Source organism: Haloarchaeobius iranensis (assembly GCF_900103505.1).
GTDB classification, from domain to species: domain Archaea; phylum Halobacteriota; class Halobacteria; order Halobacteriales; family Natrialbaceae; genus Haloarchaeobius; species Haloarchaeobius iranensis.
In genome coordinates this window covers 62424-80467 of the sequence record NZ_FNIA01000013.1, presented here as the reverse complement: position 1 = coordinate 80467, position 18044 = coordinate 62424, and the positions used below count along the sequence as shown (strand labels likewise).

The window sequence follows — 18044 nt, the reverse complement described above, 5'->3', positions numbered from 1 at the left end:
CGCAACGACAGCCTGGCCCGTGTGACCAGGCACCATCTGGGTCGGGGCGACGCCGATCAGCCCACGATGGCGACCGGCACCGGCATGAAGCAGAGCAGGCCGAGGACGAACGTGAGCACGCCGAGCGCCATCCGGCCGCGGCCGAGTCGCTCCTCGTCGCTGACCGGCGTCGCCGAGCCCGCGGCGGCGATGAACGCGGCGAAGCCGCCCCAGAAGACCCAGATGAACACCGAGTCCCAGGCGAACCCGTCGACGAAGTGGAGGTAGCCCGCGAGCGAGAACAGCCCGACGGGGACCAGCGTCGCCACGGTGTCGTGGGCCTCGCCGAACATCGCACGCATGATGTGCCCGCCGTCCAGCTGGCCGACGGGGATGAGGTTCAGCAGGGTGATGAACGCGCCGGCCCACGCGCCGATGACGACCGGGTGGGCGTTCACCGTCGGGTCCTGGTAGGAGAGCTGCTGTCCCGTCAGGAAGGCGATTCCCTCGATGAGCGGTGGGAACTGCAGCTGGATGGTGACCGCGTCGGCCCCGGGGGCGAAGCTCTCCGGCGCGACGACCGGCGGGAGGAAGAGTCCCACGACGGTGACGAGCACGGTCGCGACGAGCCCGGCCAGCGGACCGGCCGCGCCGATGTCGAACAACGCCTTCCGGTTGGGCATCCGGCCACGCATCCGGATGACCGCGCCCATCGTCCCGATGAGCGTCGGGAACGGCAGGAAGTACGGCAGCGACGCGTCCACGTCGTGGTACCGGCTCATCGCGTAGTGCCCCAGTTCGTGCGTGCCCAGGACGAACAGGATAGCGGCGGAGAACGGCCAGGCGGTCAGCACCGCCTCGACCGGGTTCGCGACGGGGTCCACGTAGAACCACCGCGCACCCACGTAGAGCGTGGAGAAGACGGTGGCGAGGAACAGCAGGACGTTCTTCCAGGGAATCCCGTCCGGACCGTGACTGGCCGGTTCCGCGACGATGACGTACCGTCCTGCAGAGGTCGTCAGCTCCGCGTCGTAGCCGGCCTCGTGGAACGTACCCCAGACGTTCCGCATTGTCATCTCCGGGGTCCGAAGCGGCGTGCCGTAGTAGTAAATCGTCTCACCGTCTCGTCGGACGTCCTCCACGTGGAACTCGTCCGCCAGGGCGGAGAGCGGCGGCCCGGCCTCAGGGACGGACTGTGACGGCGGCTCGTCGGCGGCCATGTGGACGTTGCTTAGTCGTCACGTCGTAAAAAGGCACGGCGGCGGGCCGCAGACGATGAGGCGCCGGGGACCAACGGCCGGCGGTGGGGTGTGGGGCGGGCCGCAGTGCAGTGGTGGGGTCGGCGTGGTGGGAGCGGCGTTGTGGGGTGTGGTGGGGTGTGGTGGGGTGTGGTGGGGTGTGGTGGGGTGTGGTGGTGTGGGATGCCAGGGTGCGGGGCCGCTCAGATGGGCTCGACCCGCCAGGTCGTCGCGCTCGTGTACGACCACTTCTCGATCTCGAGGTCCGTGGCCGAGTCCTTGAGCTTCACCATGAGTGCGCCGATCTCCTTCGGGGAGAGGCCGACGTCGTCGGCGATGAACTTCGACTTGAAGTACATCTCGCCGTCGGTCGCCTTCTCCCGCAGGTACTCCTGCAGGCGCGTCTCTTTGTTGGCGGGCTCGCTGTCAACGGAGGGATTCTGCGTTGCGCTCATATTGCGTTCGCCTCACTTCCTCCAAGCCACTGGGAGAGGTTATAAAGGGCAGTTGCTTCGGGCTGTTTTGATATATTTCGAGTGAAATCGGAGTAATACGACGTTTTACGCGAGTTATAAGATAGAATTCGAAGGTTTCAGAAGACGCTAGAAGTTTTAAAACCGCTGCTAACCCTTCCAAACGAGGTGTCGTCTGACGCACGTCAGATTCCATCTTTCCCCCCGATACACGAGAAAATAACTCCAGGGACCTGTCAGGCGCGGTTACTCAGCACCGGTGTCCCGCTCGTGAACCCAGAACTCGCCGTCGGTCGTCGCCTCCTTCTTGAAGATGGGAACCTCGTCTTTGAGCCGGTCGATCCCGTCCGAGACGGTCTCGAAGGCCTCCGGCCGGTGGCCGGCGAGGACGACGACGAACACGATGTCCTCTCCGGCGGCGACGACCCCGGTCCGGTGGTGCATGACGACCTCGTGGACGCCCTCGCGTTGCTCGAGGTCGGCCTCGATGGTCGCCATGCGTTCCTCGGCGACACCCTCGTACGTCTCGAACTCGAGGTGGGTCGTCCGCTCGTCGTCGGGGTCGTCCCGTGCCCGTACCCTGCCCGTGAACGTGGCGATGGCACCGGCGAACTCCGCACCGGGCGCACCCGTGGCACGCTCGACCAGCGAGTCGAGCGTCTCGTGGGGAATCCGCTCGTGGAGCGTCGTGACGACCGCGTCGACGTCGACGCCGCTCCCGGTTTCGACGGTCGTCAGGGCGTCGCCCGCGTAGTCCACCCCGCCGAGGACGACGCCGGGTACCGTCGCCTCGCGAACGTCGTCGAGGAGGCAGTAGTCGTGCGTCGGCGTGAGGTCGTCGACGACGTCGTCCAGCGTGCGGTCGGTGCCGGCAGCGGCCCAGCCGTCGGAACCGACCCCGACGCTGGTTCGGACGCGCTCGTCCGACGCCCCCGGCAGCCCATCGGCCTCCCGGACCGGGTCGTCCTCGGTCACGACGGCGACCGTCCCATCGGCCGCGAGCGCGCCGACGAACTGGTCGACGAGGTCGGCCCGCCCCGCCCCGTCGGGGCCGACCACTGCGAGTACGTACATACCGGACTGGTCAGGCGGCAGTCGCTTGTAGGTGTCGCCGACGGGTACTTGGCAATCCTTAAGAGAGGCAGTCGGCTACTGGCCGGTAGCATGAAGGTAGTCGTCTCCGTCGGGGGCAGCGTCCTCGCGCCGGAACTCGACCCCGACCGGGTCGCCGCGTACGCGGACGTTGTCGACGAGCTCGTCGCGGACGGATGTCAGGTCGCCGCCGTCGTCGGCGGCGGGGGCGTCGCCCGCGACTACATCGGCACGGCGCGTGACCTCGGTGCCAACGAGATCGAACTCGACCAGATCGGCATCGACGTCACTCGCCTGAACGCCCGGCTCCTCATCTCCGCCCTCGGCGAGAACGTCGTGACCGCGCCCGCGAAGGACTACGAGTCCGCCGGCGAGGTGATGCGCAACGGCGACGTCGTCGTCATGGGCGGCGTCGCGCCCGCACAGACCACCGACGCCGTCAGCGCTGCCCTCGCGGAGTACGTCGGCGCGGACCTGCTCGTCTACGCCACCTCGGTCCCCGGCGTCTTCTCCGCCGACCCCGAGGAGGACGATACCGCGGAGCGCTACGAGGAGCTCACCGCGAACGACCTCGTCGACGTCATCGCCGGGCTGGAGATGAACGCCGGGGCGTCCGCCCCGGTCGACCTCCTCGCCGCGAAGGTCATCCAGCGCTCCGGGATGCGAACCATCGTCCTCGACGGGAACGACCCCGAGCGCGTCCTCACTGCCGTCCGTTACGGCGACCACGACGGCACCGACGTCATCCCCGAGGGGGCCGGCGACGAACTCACCTACTGGGCCGAGTAGGCGCGGCTGCCTCTGCTTGACAACCCTTAAGCACGCCACACGGGTAGCCACAGCCATGCAACCGACACGCGCTGCTGCGGCCGAACGCGGGGTGTGCGCCCCGTGAGCGCCGACGAGGCGACCAGCCCGTACACGCTCCAGGCGGACGAGGACGACGGCGACGACCAGCGACACGTGTTCTGGGCCGACCGGATCGCCGACGAGATAGCGGCACGCGACCCCGACGACCCCATCGTCATCAAGGGCGGTATCTCCCCGTCGGGCGTCCCCCACTTCGGCAACATGAACGAGGTGATGCGGGGCTACTTCGTCGCCGCGGTGCTCCGCGAGCGCGGCCACGATGTCCGGCAGGTGTTCACCGCCGACGACCGCGACCCGCTCCGGAAGCTGCCCCGGAAGCTCGCCGACCTCGACGGCACCCTCGTCGACCTCGGCGACGTGAACGCCGGCGCACTCGGACGGAACCTCGGCAGGCCGTACACCGACATCCCCGACCCGTTCGGCTGCTGTGACTCCTACGGCGACCACTTCTCCGCACTCATCCAGTCCAGCGCCGACGCCCTCGGCGTGCCCATCGAGCTCGTCTCGAACACCGAGCTCTACGAGGACGGCGAGTTCGAGGCCGTGACCCGCTTCCTGCTGGACCACGCCGACACCGCCCGGACCGTCCTCGCGAAGTACCAGGACAAGGTCGACGCCGACTACGTCCCGTTCAACCCGATCTGTGCCGACTGCGGGAAGGTCACCGAGACCGTCACCGACATCCGGCCCGACGAGGGCGAGGTCGACTACGTCTGCACCGACATGGAGGCCGGCGGCGACACCATCGCCGGCTGTGGTCACGAGGGCACCGCCACGCTGCGCGAGGGCAAGCTCCCCTGGCGCTTCGAGTGGCCCGCGCAGTGGCGCGTCCTGGGCGTCGACTTCGAACCCTTCGGGAAGGACCACGCCGAGGGCTCCTGGCCCTCCGGCGACGACGTGGCGCGGAACGTCCTCGGCGACGTTCCGCCGGTCCCGATGGTGTACGAGTGGTTCACCCTCGACGGGAAGGCCTTCTCTTCCTCCGAGGGCCACGTCGTCCTCGTCGAGGACGTGCTCGAACTGCTGGAGCCGGAGGTCGTCCGCTTCTTCTTCGCGAAGAACCCGAAGCGGGCGCGGGACTTCTCCATCGAGCGCCTCGACCAGCTCGTCGACGAGTTCGACCGCTTCGAGCAGCTCTACTTCGGCGAGGTCGAGGGCACCGAGGACGAGACCGCCCGGGCGGAGCGGGTCTACCCCTTCGTCGTCGACGAGGTCGACCCCGACCGCATCCGGCTCCCCTTTACCTTCGCCGCCGTCCTCGGGATGTTCGACGACCCGGACCTCCGCGAACAGGTCGCCCGAAAGGAGGGCCACATCCCCGACGACGCCGACGAGGAAACCGTCGAGGCCGCCCTCGCCCGCGTCGAGCGCGCCCGGAACTGGACGCGCCGCACGGACAACGAGTTCAACTACGAGCTCAAGCGCGCGGAGATGCCCGACGTGGACCTCGACCCGGCCACCGAGGCGGCGCTCGACGAACTCGCCGACTTCGTCGCCGAGGGCCACGACGGCGACGCCATCCAGGGCGAGATCTACGAGACCGCGAAGGACAACGACATCGACATCGGCGCGCTCTTCACCGCCGGCTACCGGCTGTTCTTCGACGAGGAGCAGGGACCCCAGCTCGGCACGTTTCTCGGCAAGCTCGACCGCGACTTCGTGGTCGCGCGACTGCGTCGGGAACGGTGAACAGCTACCGGTTACAGCAGGAACAGCGATTCCCGATGGAACAGGCGCTACGCTACAGAGCGAGCGCCCCACACAGGTAGTGATTGCTGAGGTACTATCCCTACGAACCGTTCAGGCGCTCTTTCGACCAAAATGATTATGTCAGTAAGATGCGCGGACCGGTGCGTGAGATTAGATCTCGTTTCCCGTTCCAGAGCAGCCGACCTGCCTTGTGAAAACGGATATTGACTCATCGTCTATCTGGAATATAACGTCGAGACAGACATTATCATCCGAGCCGTTGGTATTGTCTCCGGGTTGGTTAGAATTGAATTTCTGGCTTCGACCGTCAGCCGTTTCGACCGATACTTCGTATGGTACCGGTTTTCCCATATCCTCGTGATGAAAATGTCTATCCTCCCATGTCGACAATTTGGAATTGTCCGATAATATAGTTTCGTCGTTCCTCCAAACGTTTATTTCGAAATTCGTCTCTGATTCTGAGGCATTTAATAAAGTAATTTGAGCTAATCCCATACTAGAACTAACACTATCCAAACACCCAGATAATATAATCGGGACTGGGATAAGTGACGAAATATAGGTTCTCCGTTTCATTGTCTCAATATTTTGTTGGGAGATTCAGTTACGACGATTAACTACTAATTGATATTCTTTACGCAAACTTATATTATATTGTATATTTTGCTAAAGATTCAATCCAAATCCCCGACTAAGGATTTGGACATATCCGTGATTACTTTTCTCTCCATTCCTCACTCCGTCCAACATTTGTTACAGTGATAGGGGGGTTCGTTGCAATATATTCTGGGGTCCTCCCATTATACTGTGGTACATTCTCAGCAGTCGCATACTCATCTTCATCAACACGTGTGATCCCCAATTGTTGTTCCATTTCCGAGGACATTTCATCAGGATGTGGCAGTTCACTAGTAGACTCATCACAATAATTCCCTCTCGGTCCACAATTAACGTCGTGAAGGTGAATGTTCGCGTACCAGCTTGACCAGTGTTCATCAGCCCACGAATTCCCATCCTGATAGGACATTTTTACTTTGACATATGGGTCGAGACTTTGGCTGATGAATTGCGCGTAGTGACCGCAATTCCGCCATCCTTTCAACTCGCCAGGAGTGTTATCTTGGTTATGATATTTATATATGTCCGACGGGTCCTCGCCTGCCGGACCAAATGCCTCTTCAATCGCATCACCACCTGCTTGCATCCAGCCATCAGATGGATTGGAGTTTGCTAATGCGTTTTCTAGCAGTGGAATCGCCCAGTCCGGTAGAGAGCCACCGTCACCATTTGGATGTACGCCTGAATGATTTGTCGATTCCTTGTATAAATTTGATCCTCTAGGGTCGACCGTATACTCATGCCCAAACAATTCCGTTCCAAGTCCAACGCTGTCGCAATGTGCAACCGACGAAATTCCCCATTTATGATACCACTCACCACCAGAATGCCCCGACGAGTATTTAACAATTGACCCTTGGTCCCAACGATTGCAAGGCCCAAGTTCAAGCATGCCGGTATTCCCTGTTTCAAGAACCTCCCCTTCTTCAGAAGCTCCCGAAACCCGTGCGTCATTATATGTTTCCCTACTATCCTCTTTCGCGAATACTTTACTTGCAATTCCAGAACTTCCGACTCCAATTCCCAATCCAGCGGTGGTCGTGAGGAATGCACGCCGTCCGTGTTTTTCCATACTATTCATATATCCTACCCCATCATAAATATTTTGAAATAATATATTAAATAATATCATATATAACTTTATTTGCCCGTAATTTATTTGTAGTATTTATTGTATTACTTGTAGGATTGCCCCCTCATCATGGCTCCTATTGATTCCTACCAGACTAATCAAATAATTCGCTACCTGACTAACAAGAGACTAATGACCACCAAATCTTTAGACCTTCGCAGATTGTAACTGGCTGCTGGAAGCCGTGTAGGAGCGACGGACTGTCGCTTCCGGGGCCTCAACGATAGTCCCCCTGCTCGCGTGGTGCCGACGGGGACAGCCATGGTTTCTCCCCGTAGTGTGTCGTCTCACGTCGATGTATCAGCCGGAGTACTGGGGGCGACCGACCACACCGGATAGCCGAGTGTAATCCGAACGTGACAGCCGACCTGAACCCCCGCACGTACCCGGTCAAACCAAACGCATTTCCCCGCGCCTCCCTCAATATCCGGCAATGGTCTCCACCCTGTGGCTGGGTATCGGCGGTTTCGTCCTCTACTGGCTGGTGGTCTGGGCGGCCAAGAAGGAGAACCTCCTCCCGTCGTACATCTCGACGCAGGGGCCGGTGCTGCTGGTCCACACGAAGCGCGGGCGGCGGTTCCTGAACTGGCTGGCCGGGCCGAAGCGGTTCTGGCGGGCCTGGTCGAACATCGGCCTCGGCATCGCCCTCGTGGTGATGTTCGGCGCGTTCCTCTTCCTCCTCCAGGGGGCCATCCTGACGATCCAAAACCCGCCGGCACCGAGCGCGGTGAACCAGCCCCGAAACGTGCTGGTCATCCCCGGCGTGAACGACTTCCTGCCACTGGCGGCGACGCCGGGAATCCTCTTCGGGCTGCTGGTCGGGCTGGTCGTCCACGAGGGCGGCCACGGGCTGCTCTGCCGGGTCGAGGACATCGAGATCGAGTCGATGGGCATCGGCCTGCTCGCGGTGCTGCCGGTCGCGGCGTTCGTCGAGCCGAACGAGGAGAACCGCCGGAAGGCGTCCCGGGGCGCGCAGTCGCGGATGTTCGCGGCGGGCGTGACGAACAACTTCGCCATCACCGTCGTCGCGTTCGCGCTGCTGTTCGGGCCTGTCGCGGGCTCTATCGGCGTCGCGAGCGGCGCGCTCGTCGGCGGCGCGCTCCCGGGGTCGGCGGCGGCCGACGCGGGCATCGACGGCGGCGACAGAATCACCGCCGTCGGTGGGACCCCCGTCGAGAACAACAGCCACTTCGAGGATCTCGTCGCCGAGCAGAACGCGAGCCGGCTCGAACTGGAGGTGAACGGCGACCGGACGGTGACGATGAACCGGAGCGTGCTCGTGACCGGAGCCCTGGAGAACGGGCCGGCCAACCTCTCCGCGGGCGATACGATAACCGCGGTGAACGGGACGCCCGTCACGACCACCGCCGGCTTCGAGGACGCGCTCCGTGACTCATCCGGCCGGGTCACGGTGACGACGCAGGAGGGCGAGACGAAGGCGTTCGTCGCCGGCGCGTACCTCCGCCCCATCGAGGGCGAACCGCTGGCAGCGGCGGGCGCACCTGCCGGTGAGAACGTCATCGTCACCCGGTTCGGCGACACACGGGTCATCTCCTACAGCGAGCTCGGCGAGGCCATCGACGCCGCCGAGCCGGGCAAGACCGTCGAAGTCGTGCTCTACGACGACGGCGAACGCTCGGTCCGGGAGGTCACCCTCGGCACGCAGGACGACGGCAGCAGCTTCCTCGGCGTCGCACCGCTCGCCCGCGGCGTCAGCGGGGTGACCGTCGACGACGTGGGGCTGAACTACTACCCCGCCGAGTCGTACCTCGCCATCCTGGGTGGCGGCGACCAGTCGATGCTCAACTCGTTCGCCCAGTCGTTCGTCGGCAAGGTGCTGTTCGTGCTCGTCCTGCCCATCGCGGCCGTGATGCCCGGCGGCGACTTCCCGTACAACTTCGCGGGATTCATCGGCGAGATCACGAACTTCTTCGTCGCGACCGGCCCACTGGAGTTCCTCGGCGCGGGCGTGCTGTTCGCGATCGCGAACGCCCTGTTCTGGACCGGCTGGATCAACGTCCAGCTCGGCGCGTTCAACTGCATCCCCGCGTTCCCGCTCGACGGCGGGCACCTGCTGCGGACCTCGACCGAGGCCGTGCTCTCGCGGTTCCCGGTCGAGGTGACCCGCCGGCGCGTGAGCGCGGTGACGACGACCGTCGGCCTGACGATGTTCCTGAGCTTCGTCGTGCTGGTCGTCGGCCCGCAGTTCCTGGCCGGCTGAGGGGTCGTTCGGCTTCGACGAGTGAACCGGCGGTGACCGCACTCATCGCTCACTACACTGGAACCGGGGGACCGCAAACAGCCGTGGACGCCGGCGCGCGCTACTCCTCGTCGTTGTCGATGCCGTGTTCCTCGTAGAACTCCTCTGGCGTGGCGTCGATACGGTCGAACTCGTCGCTGTAGTAGTGCTCGTGGTGGCGGATCATCTGCTCGACGATCCACGCGGAGAAGGTCTCGTCGAAGCGCCACTCGCCCTCGACGTGCGGCACCTCGAACCGGTCGTCGCAGGAGAAGGCGACGTAGACGTGGTAGAAACCGAGGATGACGTCGGCGAACTCCTTGGCCTTCATCGCGGAGTCCTCGCGGCGGCTGTCCAGTTCGTCGTATCCCGAGTCGGTCAGCTCGAAGTACTTGCGGTCGGGCTCGTCCTCGCGCTCGATGCGCTCGGCCCAGCCCTCGTCCTCGAACTTGTACAGGATGGGGTAGACCGAGCCGTAGGAGGGCTCCCAGTGGCCGCCACTGAGCTCCCGTATCTCCTTGAGTATCTCGTACCCGTACCGCGGTTTCTCCGCGAGCAGCTCGAGCACCAGATAGGCGATGAGTCCCTTCGGTGGACCGCTTTTCCGCATTGTCGCGTGGTACCCGTGGTGGACGTGAAAGGGTTTCGATACTGAGAACCGCTTGCCCGGTTCTCGGTCGCGTCCCGCCGTCGTCTCCGACGAATCAACACGTCCTTACCCTTCGTCTCCGAACGCTCGACCATGCAGCGACGCGAACCTCCGTTGACCGAGGAAGGCTGGTACGCACTGCACGACTTCCGGACCGTGGACTGGGACGCGTGGCGCGACGCGCCGGAGCGAACGCGCGAGCGGGCCGTCGGGGAGGGCATCGCGTTCCTCGACACCCACAGCGACCCCGAGACGGGCGGGACGGCGGTCTACACCGTGCTCGGCCACAAGGCCGACCTCGTGGTACTGCACCTGCGCCCGACACTCGACGAGTTGGACCAGCTCGAACGCGGCTTCGAGTCGACGGAGTTCGCGGGGTTCACCGAGCAGACGAGCTCGTACATCTCTGTCACGGAGGCCTCGGGCTACACCGAGCGTGCCCGGGAGTACTTCGAGGGCGAGGTCGACGACGACTCCGGGCTGGCGCAGTACATCCAGTCGCGCCTCCACCCGGAGATACCGGACATGGACTACCTCTCCTTCTACCCGATGTCCAAGCGCCGCACCGCCGAGGACAACTGGTACGACCTGCCGTTCGAGGACCGCGCCGAGCACATGGCGAGCCACGGCGACATCGGCCGCGACTACGGCGGCAAGGTCCAGCAGATGATCACGGGGAGCGTCGGTCTCGACGACCACGAGTGGGGCGTCACGCTCTGGGCCGACGACATGACCGACGTGAAGGACCTGCTGTACGAGATGCGCTTCGACCCGTCCACCTCCCGGTTCGCCGAGTTCGGCCAGTTCTACACCGGCCGCCGGTTCGAGCCGCGCGACCTCCCGGCGTTCATGGCCGGCGAGGCCGTCCCCGCCGAGGAGGGCGACGCACACGGCCACGGTGAGGGTGGCCATCACGGCGACGGCGAAGGCGGACACCACCACGGCGACGGCGACGAGGACGAGCGCCCGGCCACCGACCACGGCGCGGACGTGCGCTCCGCGCTCGAGGAGGAGGGTGTCTACGGGGGTCAGCCCCACGGCGAGGACGTCTACGCCGTCGTCCTCTACTCCGACGCCGACCCGGACGAACTGTTCGACGAGGTCGAGGGACTGCGCTCGAACTTCGAGCACTACGACTCCCACGTGAAGACGGCGGTGTACCAGTCCGACGGCGACGCCCCGACGGCGGTCGCGAGCGTCTGGGAGACCCAGTCCGCCGCCGACACGGCCAGTGGCTTCCTCTCGGACCTGCCCGGCATCGTCCGGCAGGCCGGCGACGACGCCGCGGCCGACACCTGGGGGACGATGGGGATGTTCTACGCCACCAAGCCCGAGAAGCGCACGGACTTCGTCGAGAAGTTCGAGACCGTCGGGAACGTGCTCGCGGACATGGACGGCCACATCACCACGGACCTGCTCGCCAACCGCGAGGACGAGAACGACATGTTCATCGCCTCGCGCTGGGAGTCCCAGGACGACGCGATGGCGTTCTTCCGGTCGGACGCGTTCTCGGACACGGTCGACTGGGGGCGCGACGTGCTGGCGGACCGCCCGCGCCACGTCTTCCTGGCCTGACCGGCCACGGCGGCCCGCCACAGCAGTCGTCGGGACTGCGGAGTGAAAGTAAAACTCGGCGCGTGTATTCGCCCGACTGTGACGGGGCTCCAGCCGAAAGAAAGGGGTAGCAGTCCCGTGTTCGGAGCGAACACGACGACCGCCCCCGCCCCGCGTCAGTGGGGGGAGTCTGCGCGGCAGGGGGTTGGTGCGGCCCGGAATCGGCCAGGCTCTCGCTCGACGGAATCCGACCGTCGGAGCCGAGAGCAGGAGTAGCGTGAACCCCGAGACAGAAAGGTAATCGCCCGTTTTCCAGGCGAATGGACAGATTAGTCCGGCGTTTTCAGGTCGCCTGCTTGTCGATGTTCGCCGCGTCGATGTCCTCGCCGCCGACCGACGAGCGGAGCACGTCCATCCCGTCGTCGCGTTCGATGCCGAAGTCGTCGGCGTACAGCTCGGCGACGCGCGTGACCTCCTCGTCGCTGAGCGGCGGCACGTCGCTCGCGGCCGCCCACTCGTCGATGTCGTCCTTCGTGCGGAACGTCGGGGTCACCGTCGCGACCTCGCTGTGCGAGAGGAGCCACCGGATGCTGGCCTGGGACATCGTGCGCTCGCGGTCGTTCCCGGACTGCGTCCGGGAGTTCGACGAGGTCCCCTCGTCGGCGCGTTCGAGGAACCGGAGCGCCTCGACCTTCTCCCAGCCCGTCTCGTACCACTCGTCGGGACGGTAGGAGCGGTGGTCCCCGTCGTCGAGCTCCGTCTCCGGCGTGACCTGCTCGTTCAGCAGGCCGGAGGAGTGCGGGACGCGGGGGATGAGACTCGTCCCCGAGCCGGTGCGCTCGATGGTGTCGAGGAAGTGGTCGCCGACCTCCTGTTCGAGCACGTTCCAGACGAGCTGCAACGAGTCGAACTCCTGTTCGATGGCCATGTCGCCCTCGGCGAGCCAGCCGATGGAGGGGCCGAGCGCCCAGCCGATGGCGTCGACGAGGCCCTCCTCGCGGAGCTCGTCGAGGACCTCGAGCACGTCCGCGTCGACCTCGTCGACGTTCGCGTTGTGCAGCTGAAGCACGTCGACGTAGTCGAAGCCGAGGCGGTCGAGGCTCCGCTCGGTCGCGGTGCGGATCCACTCCGGTGTGATCTCCTTCGGGAGCTCGCCGTGGCCCGCCTGCGGGTTGTTGTAGAAGTCGTAGCCGACCTTCGTCGCGACGGTCACGTCGTCGCGTCGGTCGCCGAGGGCCTCGCCGACGAGCTCCTCGCTACGCCCGTGGCCGTACACGTCACCGGTGTCGAAGTAGGTGATGCCCTGGTCGTGGGCGTACTGCAGCATCTCGACCGCCTGTTCCTCCGTGCGGTCGCCCCACCAGTCCGTGCCGACGACCCACGCGCCGAAGCCGATTTCGGACACCTCGACGCCGGAGTCTCCGAGTTCGCGGTACTGCATACTCCCGGCTAGGGAACGGTGCCACTTAGCGAGTGCGTTTCGGTCCCAGCTCGCGGGAAAGGGCCACGGGACGCCGGCTACGTCAGGTCGACATCGAACACGAGCGCACCGATACCGATGATGGCGAGCGTTATGCCGGCCGTAACCCCGGCGATGGCGAGGGGGCCGGAGACTGTGCTGAACGCGACGGTCGCACCGAAGGCACCGCCGATACCGCCGAGGGCCGCACCGCTGATCGACGAGTCGGCATCACCGCTGGGGTGGGACGTACCGGGCATGACGGGCAGTCGGTGCCCGGCGCGTGTAAATCTTGTCGTCATTCGGAGAGGTCCTGGCGCTGTCCGTCGCCGTCTGTTGCTCGACGAACTGGACGACGACGGCGGCCGCGGCCGCGCAGAGGCCGACCGTGACCGAGAGCAGACCGGGAGATGCGCTGGGATATCTGCTGGGTCGTCGTCACGTCGAGCGCCGGCGGCAGGAACGCCGCCGACTTCAGACCCAAACTGAACACGGTCGCCCCGACGACAGCCAGCAGGAGCCCGTACAGCTGGGTCCGGAAGCCGTCGAGCACCATCTCGCGGTCGAGCAGCACCGTCCCGACGCTGGCCGTCAGCGCAGAGCCGACCAGCGGGGCGATGACCATCGAGCCGACCACGATGGCCGGCGAGTCGAGCAACAGTCCCGCGGTCGCGACGAGCACGCTCAGTAGCGTCATCGCGTAGTACGTCACCGGGCTGGGCGTGAGGTCGAGCGCTGTCGAGCGGATCTCCTCGGTCGCGATGCTGTCGTCCTCCTCGTCCCCCGTGATGAACCGTTCCTCCAGCTGGTCGTCGTGCTCGGAGAAGACGCCCTCCGCGCTGGCGACGACCGTGTAGGTCTCGTCGACCGCCGTCGCCTCCCCGAGGTCGTCGAGGACCGTCTCGACCGCCTGTGTCGGCAGGGGGAACTCGACGACCACCGCGTCGTCGCGGCCGCTGTCCTCCTCGAACAGCAGGTAGTCGATGTCGTGTTCGTCGAGCACCGACCGTACGGCCGACACATCCGACGACGGGACGAGCGTTCGAATCAGACGCACAGGCCACGGTACGGGCTCCATCGGGAAACCGCTGTTCTGACCACCTGAAAACGGTAACCAGTCGTCGGCAAGCGGCAGCGACCCGGACGGGACGGCGACCCCCGCCGCGGACCGCTGCTGCACGGAGTTCGGACAACAGAAGGTCCATACGGCTGCCCGCCGAACGGGGAGCCATGACGAAACGGCACGTCTCGCTCCCGGCCGACGCGGAGGCTGGTGTTCGGGCCTTCATCGACGAGGTCGACGAGCGGCTCTCGTCCGACGAGGACACCTGCACGGTCGTCGAGGAGACGCTGGTCGACCTGCACGGCGACCGTGACGCCTACGAGCGCTGGCAGAACGACGCGACGGTCTCGCCGGCCGAGCGCGTCCGTCTCCAGGGCTACGACCCGTGCAACACGACGCTCGAGTCGGAGTACTACGCCGAGAAGGACGAGGAGCGCTTCGAGCGCTCGAAGCACCTCCAGTGGCTCTGGCGGCAGTTCGACGCCACGCCGATGGCCGACAACGTCGAGTTCGCGCTGCGCTTCCGGGCGATGCTCGCCGACCACCTGTTCGACGAGTGCGGGGATGACTGCCGGTTCTTCAAGGATATCTCCTTCACCTACGGCCACAACATCAGCGTCGGCGACAACGTGGTCGTCCACGACGACGTCCACCTCGACGACCGCGGGACGCTGACAATCGGCGACCGTGTCTCCATCTCCGACGACGCCCACATCTACAGCCACGACCACGACATCGTCGACCAGACTGCGGTGTCGAACTTCCACACCATCGTCGACGACGACGCCCGCGTCACCTACGACTCGATGGTCCGGGCGGGCTGTCGCGTCGGGGAGAACGCCGTCGTCGGCGCCAAGAGCATCGTCGCCAGCGACGTGCCCGACCACCACGTCGCCGTCGGCCAGCCCGCAAAGAGCGTCCGCGTCAAGCCCGGCTGGGAGGACGTCGCCACCCCGCTCGAGGACGCGAACGTGGACCGCCGGGACGAACGCGAGCTCGAGTACGAACTGCCCGAGGACCTCGACACGTTCGACGAGTTCGGGCGCGACCTGTCGCCGACGAAGTAACAGGTTTTTACTCTGTCGTGTGAAAAGTCGGTGTAATGAAGCGTCGCCGCCTCCTCGCCACGGTCGGTGTCGGCCTCGCCAGTGGCGTCGCCGGCTGTCTGACCCCGCCCGACACCGGCGAGGGGACGACCATCAAGGACGGTGCCCCGCTCCGACTCGAGCGCGTCCGGATGCGCCTCGACACGCCGTGGGGGGCGTCGTTCCACCCCGAGACTGGCAACCTGTTCGTCACCGAGCGGCCGGGACGGGTCGTCCGAGCGATGGGGAACGACCGCGGCCCCGTCAGGACCCTCGACAGCACCGCCAACTTCGGCGAGGGCGGCCTCCTCGGTCTCGCGTTCGACCCCCGGAACCCGCGCGATGCCTACGTCTACCAGACCTACGACGGCGAAGCGGGGCTGGCCAACCGGGTGCTGCGACTCGACGCCGACCGCGAGTTCGCCGTCGACTCGGTCGTCCTCGACGGCATCCCGGCGAACACCGTCCACAACGGCGGCCGACTCGAGTTCGGCCCCGACGGCGCGCTCTGGGTGACGACCGGCGACGCCGGCGAGCCGAGCACGGCGCAGTCCCGGGACTCACTCGCCGGGAAGGTGCTCCGGATCACCCGCAACGGCGACCCCGACCCGGGCAACCCGTTCGACAGCCCGGTGTACACCTACGGCCACCGGAACCCGCAGGGCCTCTCGTTCGTCGGCGGGTCCGTCTACGCCGTCGAGCACGGACCGGACGAGGCCGACGAGCTCAACCGACTGGAGGCCGGCGGGAACTACGGCTGGCCGGCGGTCAGCGGCGAGAGCGACCGGGAGACGTACGTCGAGCCGCTGGTCACGTGGACTCCCTCCATCGGCCCGGCCGGGCTCGCCTACTACACCGGCCCGATCGAGCGCTGGCAGGACAGCTTCTTCGTCGGGGCGCTGGTGGGCACGCACCTGCGCCAGGTCAGCCTCGACGCTGACGACGTGGCGTCCCAGAACACCCTCTACGGTAACCTCGGTCGGCTCCGGACGACGTTCACCGGCCCCGACGACCACCTCTACTTCACCACCAGCAACCAGGACGGACGCGGCGACCCGGACCCGACCGACGACGAGGTCTACCGCGTCAGACCGCCGTGACCCTCTCGGGACGACAACTGGCGAACGGTATAAGTCCCATGGCACACTATAGCATAGTATGGCGAACGTCTGGGACTGGACCCTCGGCTACCTCGTCGTGTTCGCTGTCCTGCAGTTCGCCGTGTACGCCTACTACCGCCGGCAGGTCGACGACGACCCGACGCCGGACCCTGCAGGCGGCGACCCGGCAGGCATCGACCGGACCGTGGCGAACACCTCGGTCCGCGGCAGCGAGACGACCGACAGTCGCCGCTGTCCACACTGCGGCGCGTCGAACGAGCCCGACTCGCGCTACCGGTACTGTCGCAACTGCACGAAGTCGCTGTCCGGTGCTTAGGCGTTGTGGCCACGCCGGCCAGCAAACATAAGCCCAGCGCGGCGGAATCCTGAATCGACTCGAATGGAAGATACGGATTCCGAACGGTACGTCGGCCGCGAGACGGTCAACGGACTCATCATCTACGACCGAGAGAACTTAGACGCCTGGATCGAGTCCGATACCACCGTCGCCGTCACCGAGCAGACGGACCATCGCTCGTCGCCGTCGCGGTAGGCTCGGCTGTCTGCGCTTCTCAGGCTACTCGGACCCCGAAGCCGCTGCTCCGTGGACGGTGCGCGAAGAAGTGCGAGGGCGCCAGCGGGATGACGCCGCGAAGCTGTGGAATCAGTAGGTGCCTCGAAGCTCCGGTTCGAGCGCGAGTCCGACCGTGAACAGACAGACTGCGAGGATGCCGATCGACCCCAGCGCGTACACCGCTCCCTCGAGCGACCACGCCAGGGCGAGTGCGGTCAGTGCGAACAACGCCAGACCGACCACCAGCCGGACCATGGTCGGGAACCGCATCTCACTCCCCCTCCGCACAGTCGAGTAGCGCTTCCGGCTCGACGTCGAGGTCCTCGTGCTCGATGTCGTCCCACTCGACCGCGACTGCGGCCTGGATGGTCACGAAGTCGTTCGACGAGTAGCCACGTTCGAGCTGTGGCCACCGCTCGGCGACCGTCGATTCGGAGAGGACGTCGAACACGAGCGACTCCGCCCTCCGCTGTTCACCCGTCGCGGGTGGATCGATACCCCCAGTATCAGATTGTGCGTTTTGGCTCACGGCCTTCCAACTCCCCGGCCACAACATTGATACGTGGGGACATAGCTAACCACGGATTACCTCACCGTCGTTCGGAGTGTAAGCGACCCAACGGGAATAATACGGTCTTTTACCTGCCGCGCTGTCGGGTGGTTTTCTGCGTCAGGAACTCGTTACCCGGTGGTTTCGAACCGAACCGGATGACCGTTCGCGACGGACTCGAAAGCTCGGGTTCCCGCGTCCAACCAGCGCCTGTACGCGCGGGACCGAACTGCGATTCCGCAACAGCGCCACCAGCCGGATGCTGGGGGCGTCCAGTGCCGAGGTCCGCATCCGGTGGGTGGGGAGACGTGCGCCGTCCGGGAACCGAACCACGGTCGCTCACCCCGTTCGCTCCCTGGTTCAATTCCCGCTGCCGGTACTGTCTCTCACTTCGTTCGAGACAAGGATGCGCCGTCCGGGAATTGAACCCGGGCTAGTGGCTTGGGAAGCCACTGTCCTACCACTGGACCAACGGCGCTCACTCACTGCGTTCGTTCGCGCCGAGGTCCCACTCACTTCGTTCGCGGGACCAACGGCGCTCGTTCACTGCCTCCGTTCGCACCGGGGTCACGCACTTCGTTCGCGGGACCAACGGCGCAGACGCACAGCGATTCCACTCCGTCCTTCCCCCCGATGGCACTTGAACGTAGCGCTTCGCC

The 18044-nt window shown here is 65.3% G+C and carries 18 protein-coding genes and 1 tRNA gene; 8 read left to right on the top strand and 11 right to left on the bottom strand.

Annotated features, from left to right (window positions below):
• Nucleotides 1-56: 56 nt before the first annotated feature.
• The 3 genes from BLT27_RS12360 to BLT27_RS12345 form a co-directional block, all read right to left on the bottom strand.
• Entirely contained in the window at nucleotides 57-1199 is a 1143-nt protein-coding gene (locus tag BLT27_RS12360) for a site-2 protease family protein (protein WP_089734334.1), read from the bottom strand.
• Between the two features lie 221 nt (nucleotides 1200-1420).
• Entirely contained in the window at nucleotides 1421-1672 is a 252-nt protein-coding gene (locus BLT27_RS12350) for a DUF7123 family protein (protein ID WP_089734331.1), read from the bottom strand.
• Between the two features lie 264 nt (nucleotides 1673-1936).
• Nucleotides 1937-2764, bottom strand: coding sequence for a molybdopterin synthase (locus BLT27_RS12345; RefSeq protein WP_089734329.1), 828 nt, complete (start codon nucleotides 2762-2764; stop codon nucleotides 1937-1939).
• Between the two features lie 90 nt (nucleotides 2765-2854).
• Between BLT27_RS12345 and pyrH the strand changes: the two genes are divergently transcribed.
• A complete protein-coding gene (gene pyrH / locus BLT27_RS12340; RefSeq protein ID WP_089734327.1) occupies nucleotides 2855-3571 on the top strand; it encodes a UMP kinase in 717 nt (238 codons plus the stop codon).
• A gap of 93 nt (nucleotides 3572-3664) precedes the next feature.
• Entirely contained in the window at nucleotides 3665-5341 is a 1677-nt protein-coding gene (lysS, locus tag BLT27_RS12335; protein WP_089734325.1) for a lysine--tRNA ligase, read from the top strand.
• 736 nt (nucleotides 5342-6077) lie between these two features.
• Here the strand turns inward: lysS and BLT27_RS19215 are convergent.
• Complete coding sequence (locus tag BLT27_RS19215; RefSeq protein ID WP_139172332.1) at nucleotides 6078-7052, bottom strand: hypothetical protein; 975 nt, start codon at nucleotides 7050-7052, stop codon at nucleotides 6078-6080.
• A gap of 493 nt (nucleotides 7053-7545) precedes the next feature.
• On the opposite strand from BLT27_RS19215, the gene BLT27_RS12330 reads away from it, so the two are divergent.
• Nucleotides 7546-9333, top strand: coding sequence for a site-2 protease family protein (locus tag BLT27_RS12330; protein WP_089734323.1), 1788 nt, complete (start codon nucleotides 7546-7548; stop codon nucleotides 9331-9333).
• A 100-nt stretch (nucleotides 9334-9433) separates the two neighbouring features.
• Here BLT27_RS12330 and BLT27_RS12325 read toward each other — a convergent pair whose 3' ends face one another.
• Nucleotides 9434-9961, bottom strand: a complete 528-nt coding sequence (locus tag BLT27_RS12325; protein ID WP_089734321.1) for a PadR family transcriptional regulator — start codon at nucleotides 9959-9961, stop codon at nucleotides 9434-9436.
• A gap of 132 nt (nucleotides 9962-10093) precedes the next feature.
• Here BLT27_RS12325 and BLT27_RS12320 point away from each other — a divergent pair, with 132 nt between their 5' ends.
• On the top strand, nucleotides 10094-11575 hold the full coding sequence (locus BLT27_RS12320) for a heme-binding protein (protein WP_089734319.1): 1482 nt from the start codon (nucleotides 10094-10096) through the stop codon (nucleotides 11573-11575).
• A gap of 322 nt (nucleotides 11576-11897) precedes the next feature.
• Here the strand turns inward: BLT27_RS12320 and BLT27_RS12315 are convergent, their stop codons facing one another.
• The 3 genes from BLT27_RS12315 to BLT27_RS12305 all read right to left on the bottom strand — a co-directional run bounded on the left by BLT27_RS12315 (nucleotide 11898) and on the right by BLT27_RS12305 (nucleotide 14034).
• Nucleotides 11898-12995 (bottom strand): aldo/keto reductase, encoded by a 1098-nt coding sequence (locus BLT27_RS12315; protein ID WP_089734317.1) that lies wholly within the window; start codon nucleotides 12993-12995, stop codon nucleotides 11898-11900.
• A 77-nt stretch (nucleotides 12996-13072) separates the two neighbouring features.
• Nucleotides 13073-13273 (bottom strand): hypothetical protein, encoded by a 201-nt coding sequence (locus tag BLT27_RS12310; protein ID WP_089734315.1) that lies wholly within the window; start codon nucleotides 13271-13273, stop codon nucleotides 13073-13075.
• A 38-nt stretch (nucleotides 13274-13311) separates the two neighbouring features.
• Nucleotides 13312-14034 (bottom strand): DUF389 domain-containing protein, encoded by a 723-nt coding sequence (locus BLT27_RS12305; protein ID WP_245707739.1) that lies wholly within the window; start codon nucleotides 14032-14034, stop codon nucleotides 13312-13314.
• 209 nt (nucleotides 14035-14243) lie between these two features.
• On the opposite strand from BLT27_RS12305, the gene BLT27_RS12300 reads away from it, so the two are divergent.
• The 4 genes from BLT27_RS12300 (at nucleotide 14244) to BLT27_RS19800 (ending at nucleotide 16814) form a co-directional block, all read left to right on the top strand.
• Nucleotides 14244-15143 carry an acyltransferase gene (locus BLT27_RS12300; RefSeq protein ID WP_089734313.1) on the top strand — a complete coding sequence of 300 codons (900 nt, stop codon included), beginning with the start codon at nucleotides 14244-14246 and terminating at the stop codon, nucleotides 15141-15143.
• A 35-nt stretch (nucleotides 15144-15178) separates the two neighbouring features.
• Entirely contained in the window at nucleotides 15179-16261 is a 1083-nt protein-coding gene (locus tag BLT27_RS12295) for a PQQ-dependent sugar dehydrogenase (protein WP_089734310.1), read from the top strand.
• Nucleotides 16262-16319: 58 nt separating this feature from the next.
• Nucleotides 16320-16598, top strand: a complete 279-nt coding sequence (locus tag BLT27_RS12290; protein ID WP_089734308.1) for a DUF7577 domain-containing protein — start codon at nucleotides 16320-16322, stop codon at nucleotides 16596-16598.
• Between the two features lie 63 nt (nucleotides 16599-16661).
• Nucleotides 16662-16814: a DUF7331 family protein gene (locus BLT27_RS19800; RefSeq protein WP_175526450.1), complete on the top strand. Its 153-nt coding sequence runs from the start codon at nucleotides 16662-16664 to the stop codon at nucleotides 16812-16814.
• Nucleotides 16815-16925: 111 nt separating this feature from the next.
• Here BLT27_RS19800 and BLT27_RS12285 read toward each other — a convergent pair whose 3' ends face one another.
• The 3 genes from BLT27_RS12285 to BLT27_RS12275 form a co-directional block, all read right to left on the bottom strand.
• Complete coding sequence (locus BLT27_RS12285; RefSeq protein ID WP_089734306.1) at nucleotides 16926-17105, bottom strand: hypothetical protein; 180 nt, start codon at nucleotides 17103-17105, stop codon at nucleotides 16926-16928.
• Nucleotide 17106: 1 nt separating this feature from the next.
• Nucleotides 17107-17364 carry a hypothetical protein gene (locus tag BLT27_RS12280; RefSeq protein WP_139172331.1) on the bottom strand — a complete coding sequence of 86 codons (258 nt, stop codon included), beginning with the start codon at nucleotides 17362-17364 and terminating at the stop codon, nucleotides 17107-17109.
• Nucleotides 17365-17792: 428 nt separating this feature from the next.
• Nucleotides 17793-17863, bottom strand: a tRNA-Gly gene (locus tag BLT27_RS12275).
• Nucleotides 17864-18044: the final 181 nt, after the last annotated feature.

Coding starts and splice junctions, on each gene's coding strand:
- BLT27_RS12285 (WP_089734306.1), bottom strand. CDS start 17,105: ATGCGGTTCCCGACCATGGTCCGGCTGGTGGTCGGTCTGGCGTTGTTC.
- BLT27_RS12330 (WP_089734323.1), top strand. CDS start 7,546: ATGGTCTCCACCCTGTGGCTGGGTATCGGCGGTTTCGTCCTCTACTGG.
- BLT27_RS12360 (WP_089734334.1), bottom strand. CDS start 1,199: ATGGCCGCCGACGAGCCGCCGTCACAGTCCGTCCCTGAGGCCGGGCCG.
- BLT27_RS12315 (WP_089734317.1), bottom strand. CDS start 12,995: ATGCAGTACCGCGAACTCGGAGACTCCGGCGTCGAGGTGTCCGAAATC.
- BLT27_RS12290 (WP_089734308.1), top strand. CDS start 16,320: ATGGCGAACGTCTGGGACTGGACCCTCGGCTACCTCGTCGTGTTCGCT.
- BLT27_RS12320 (WP_089734319.1), top strand. CDS start 10,094: ATGCAGCGACGCGAACCTCCGTTGACCGAGGAAGGCTGGTACGCACTG.
- BLT27_RS12345 (WP_089734329.1), bottom strand. CDS start 2,764: ATGTACGTACTCGCAGTGGTCGGCCCCGACGGGGCGGGGCGGGCCGAC.
- BLT27_RS12300 (WP_089734313.1), top strand. CDS start 14,244: ATGACGAAACGGCACGTCTCGCTCCCGGCCGACGCGGAGGCTGGTGTT.
- pyrH (WP_089734327.1), top strand. CDS start 2,855: ATGAAGGTAGTCGTCTCCGTCGGGGGCAGCGTCCTCGCGCCGGAACTC.
- BLT27_RS19800 (WP_175526450.1), top strand. CDS start 16,662: ATGGAAGATACGGATTCCGAACGGTACGTCGGCCGCGAGACGGTCAAC.
- BLT27_RS12350 (WP_089734331.1), bottom strand. CDS start 1,672: ATGAGCGCAACGCAGAATCCCTCCGTTGACAGCGAGCCCGCCAACAAA.
- BLT27_RS12310 (WP_089734315.1), bottom strand. CDS start 13,273: ATGCCCGGTACGTCCCACCCCAGCGGTGATGCCGACTCGTCGATCAGC.
- BLT27_RS12325 (WP_089734321.1), bottom strand. CDS start 9,961: ATGCGGAAAAGCGGTCCACCGAAGGGACTCATCGCCTATCTGGTGCTC.
- BLT27_RS19215 (WP_139172332.1), bottom strand. CDS start 7,052: ATGGAAAAACACGGACGGCGTGCATTCCTCACGACCACCGCTGGATTG.
- BLT27_RS12295 (WP_089734310.1), top strand. CDS start 15,179: ATGAAGCGTCGCCGCCTCCTCGCCACGGTCGGTGTCGGCCTCGCCAGT.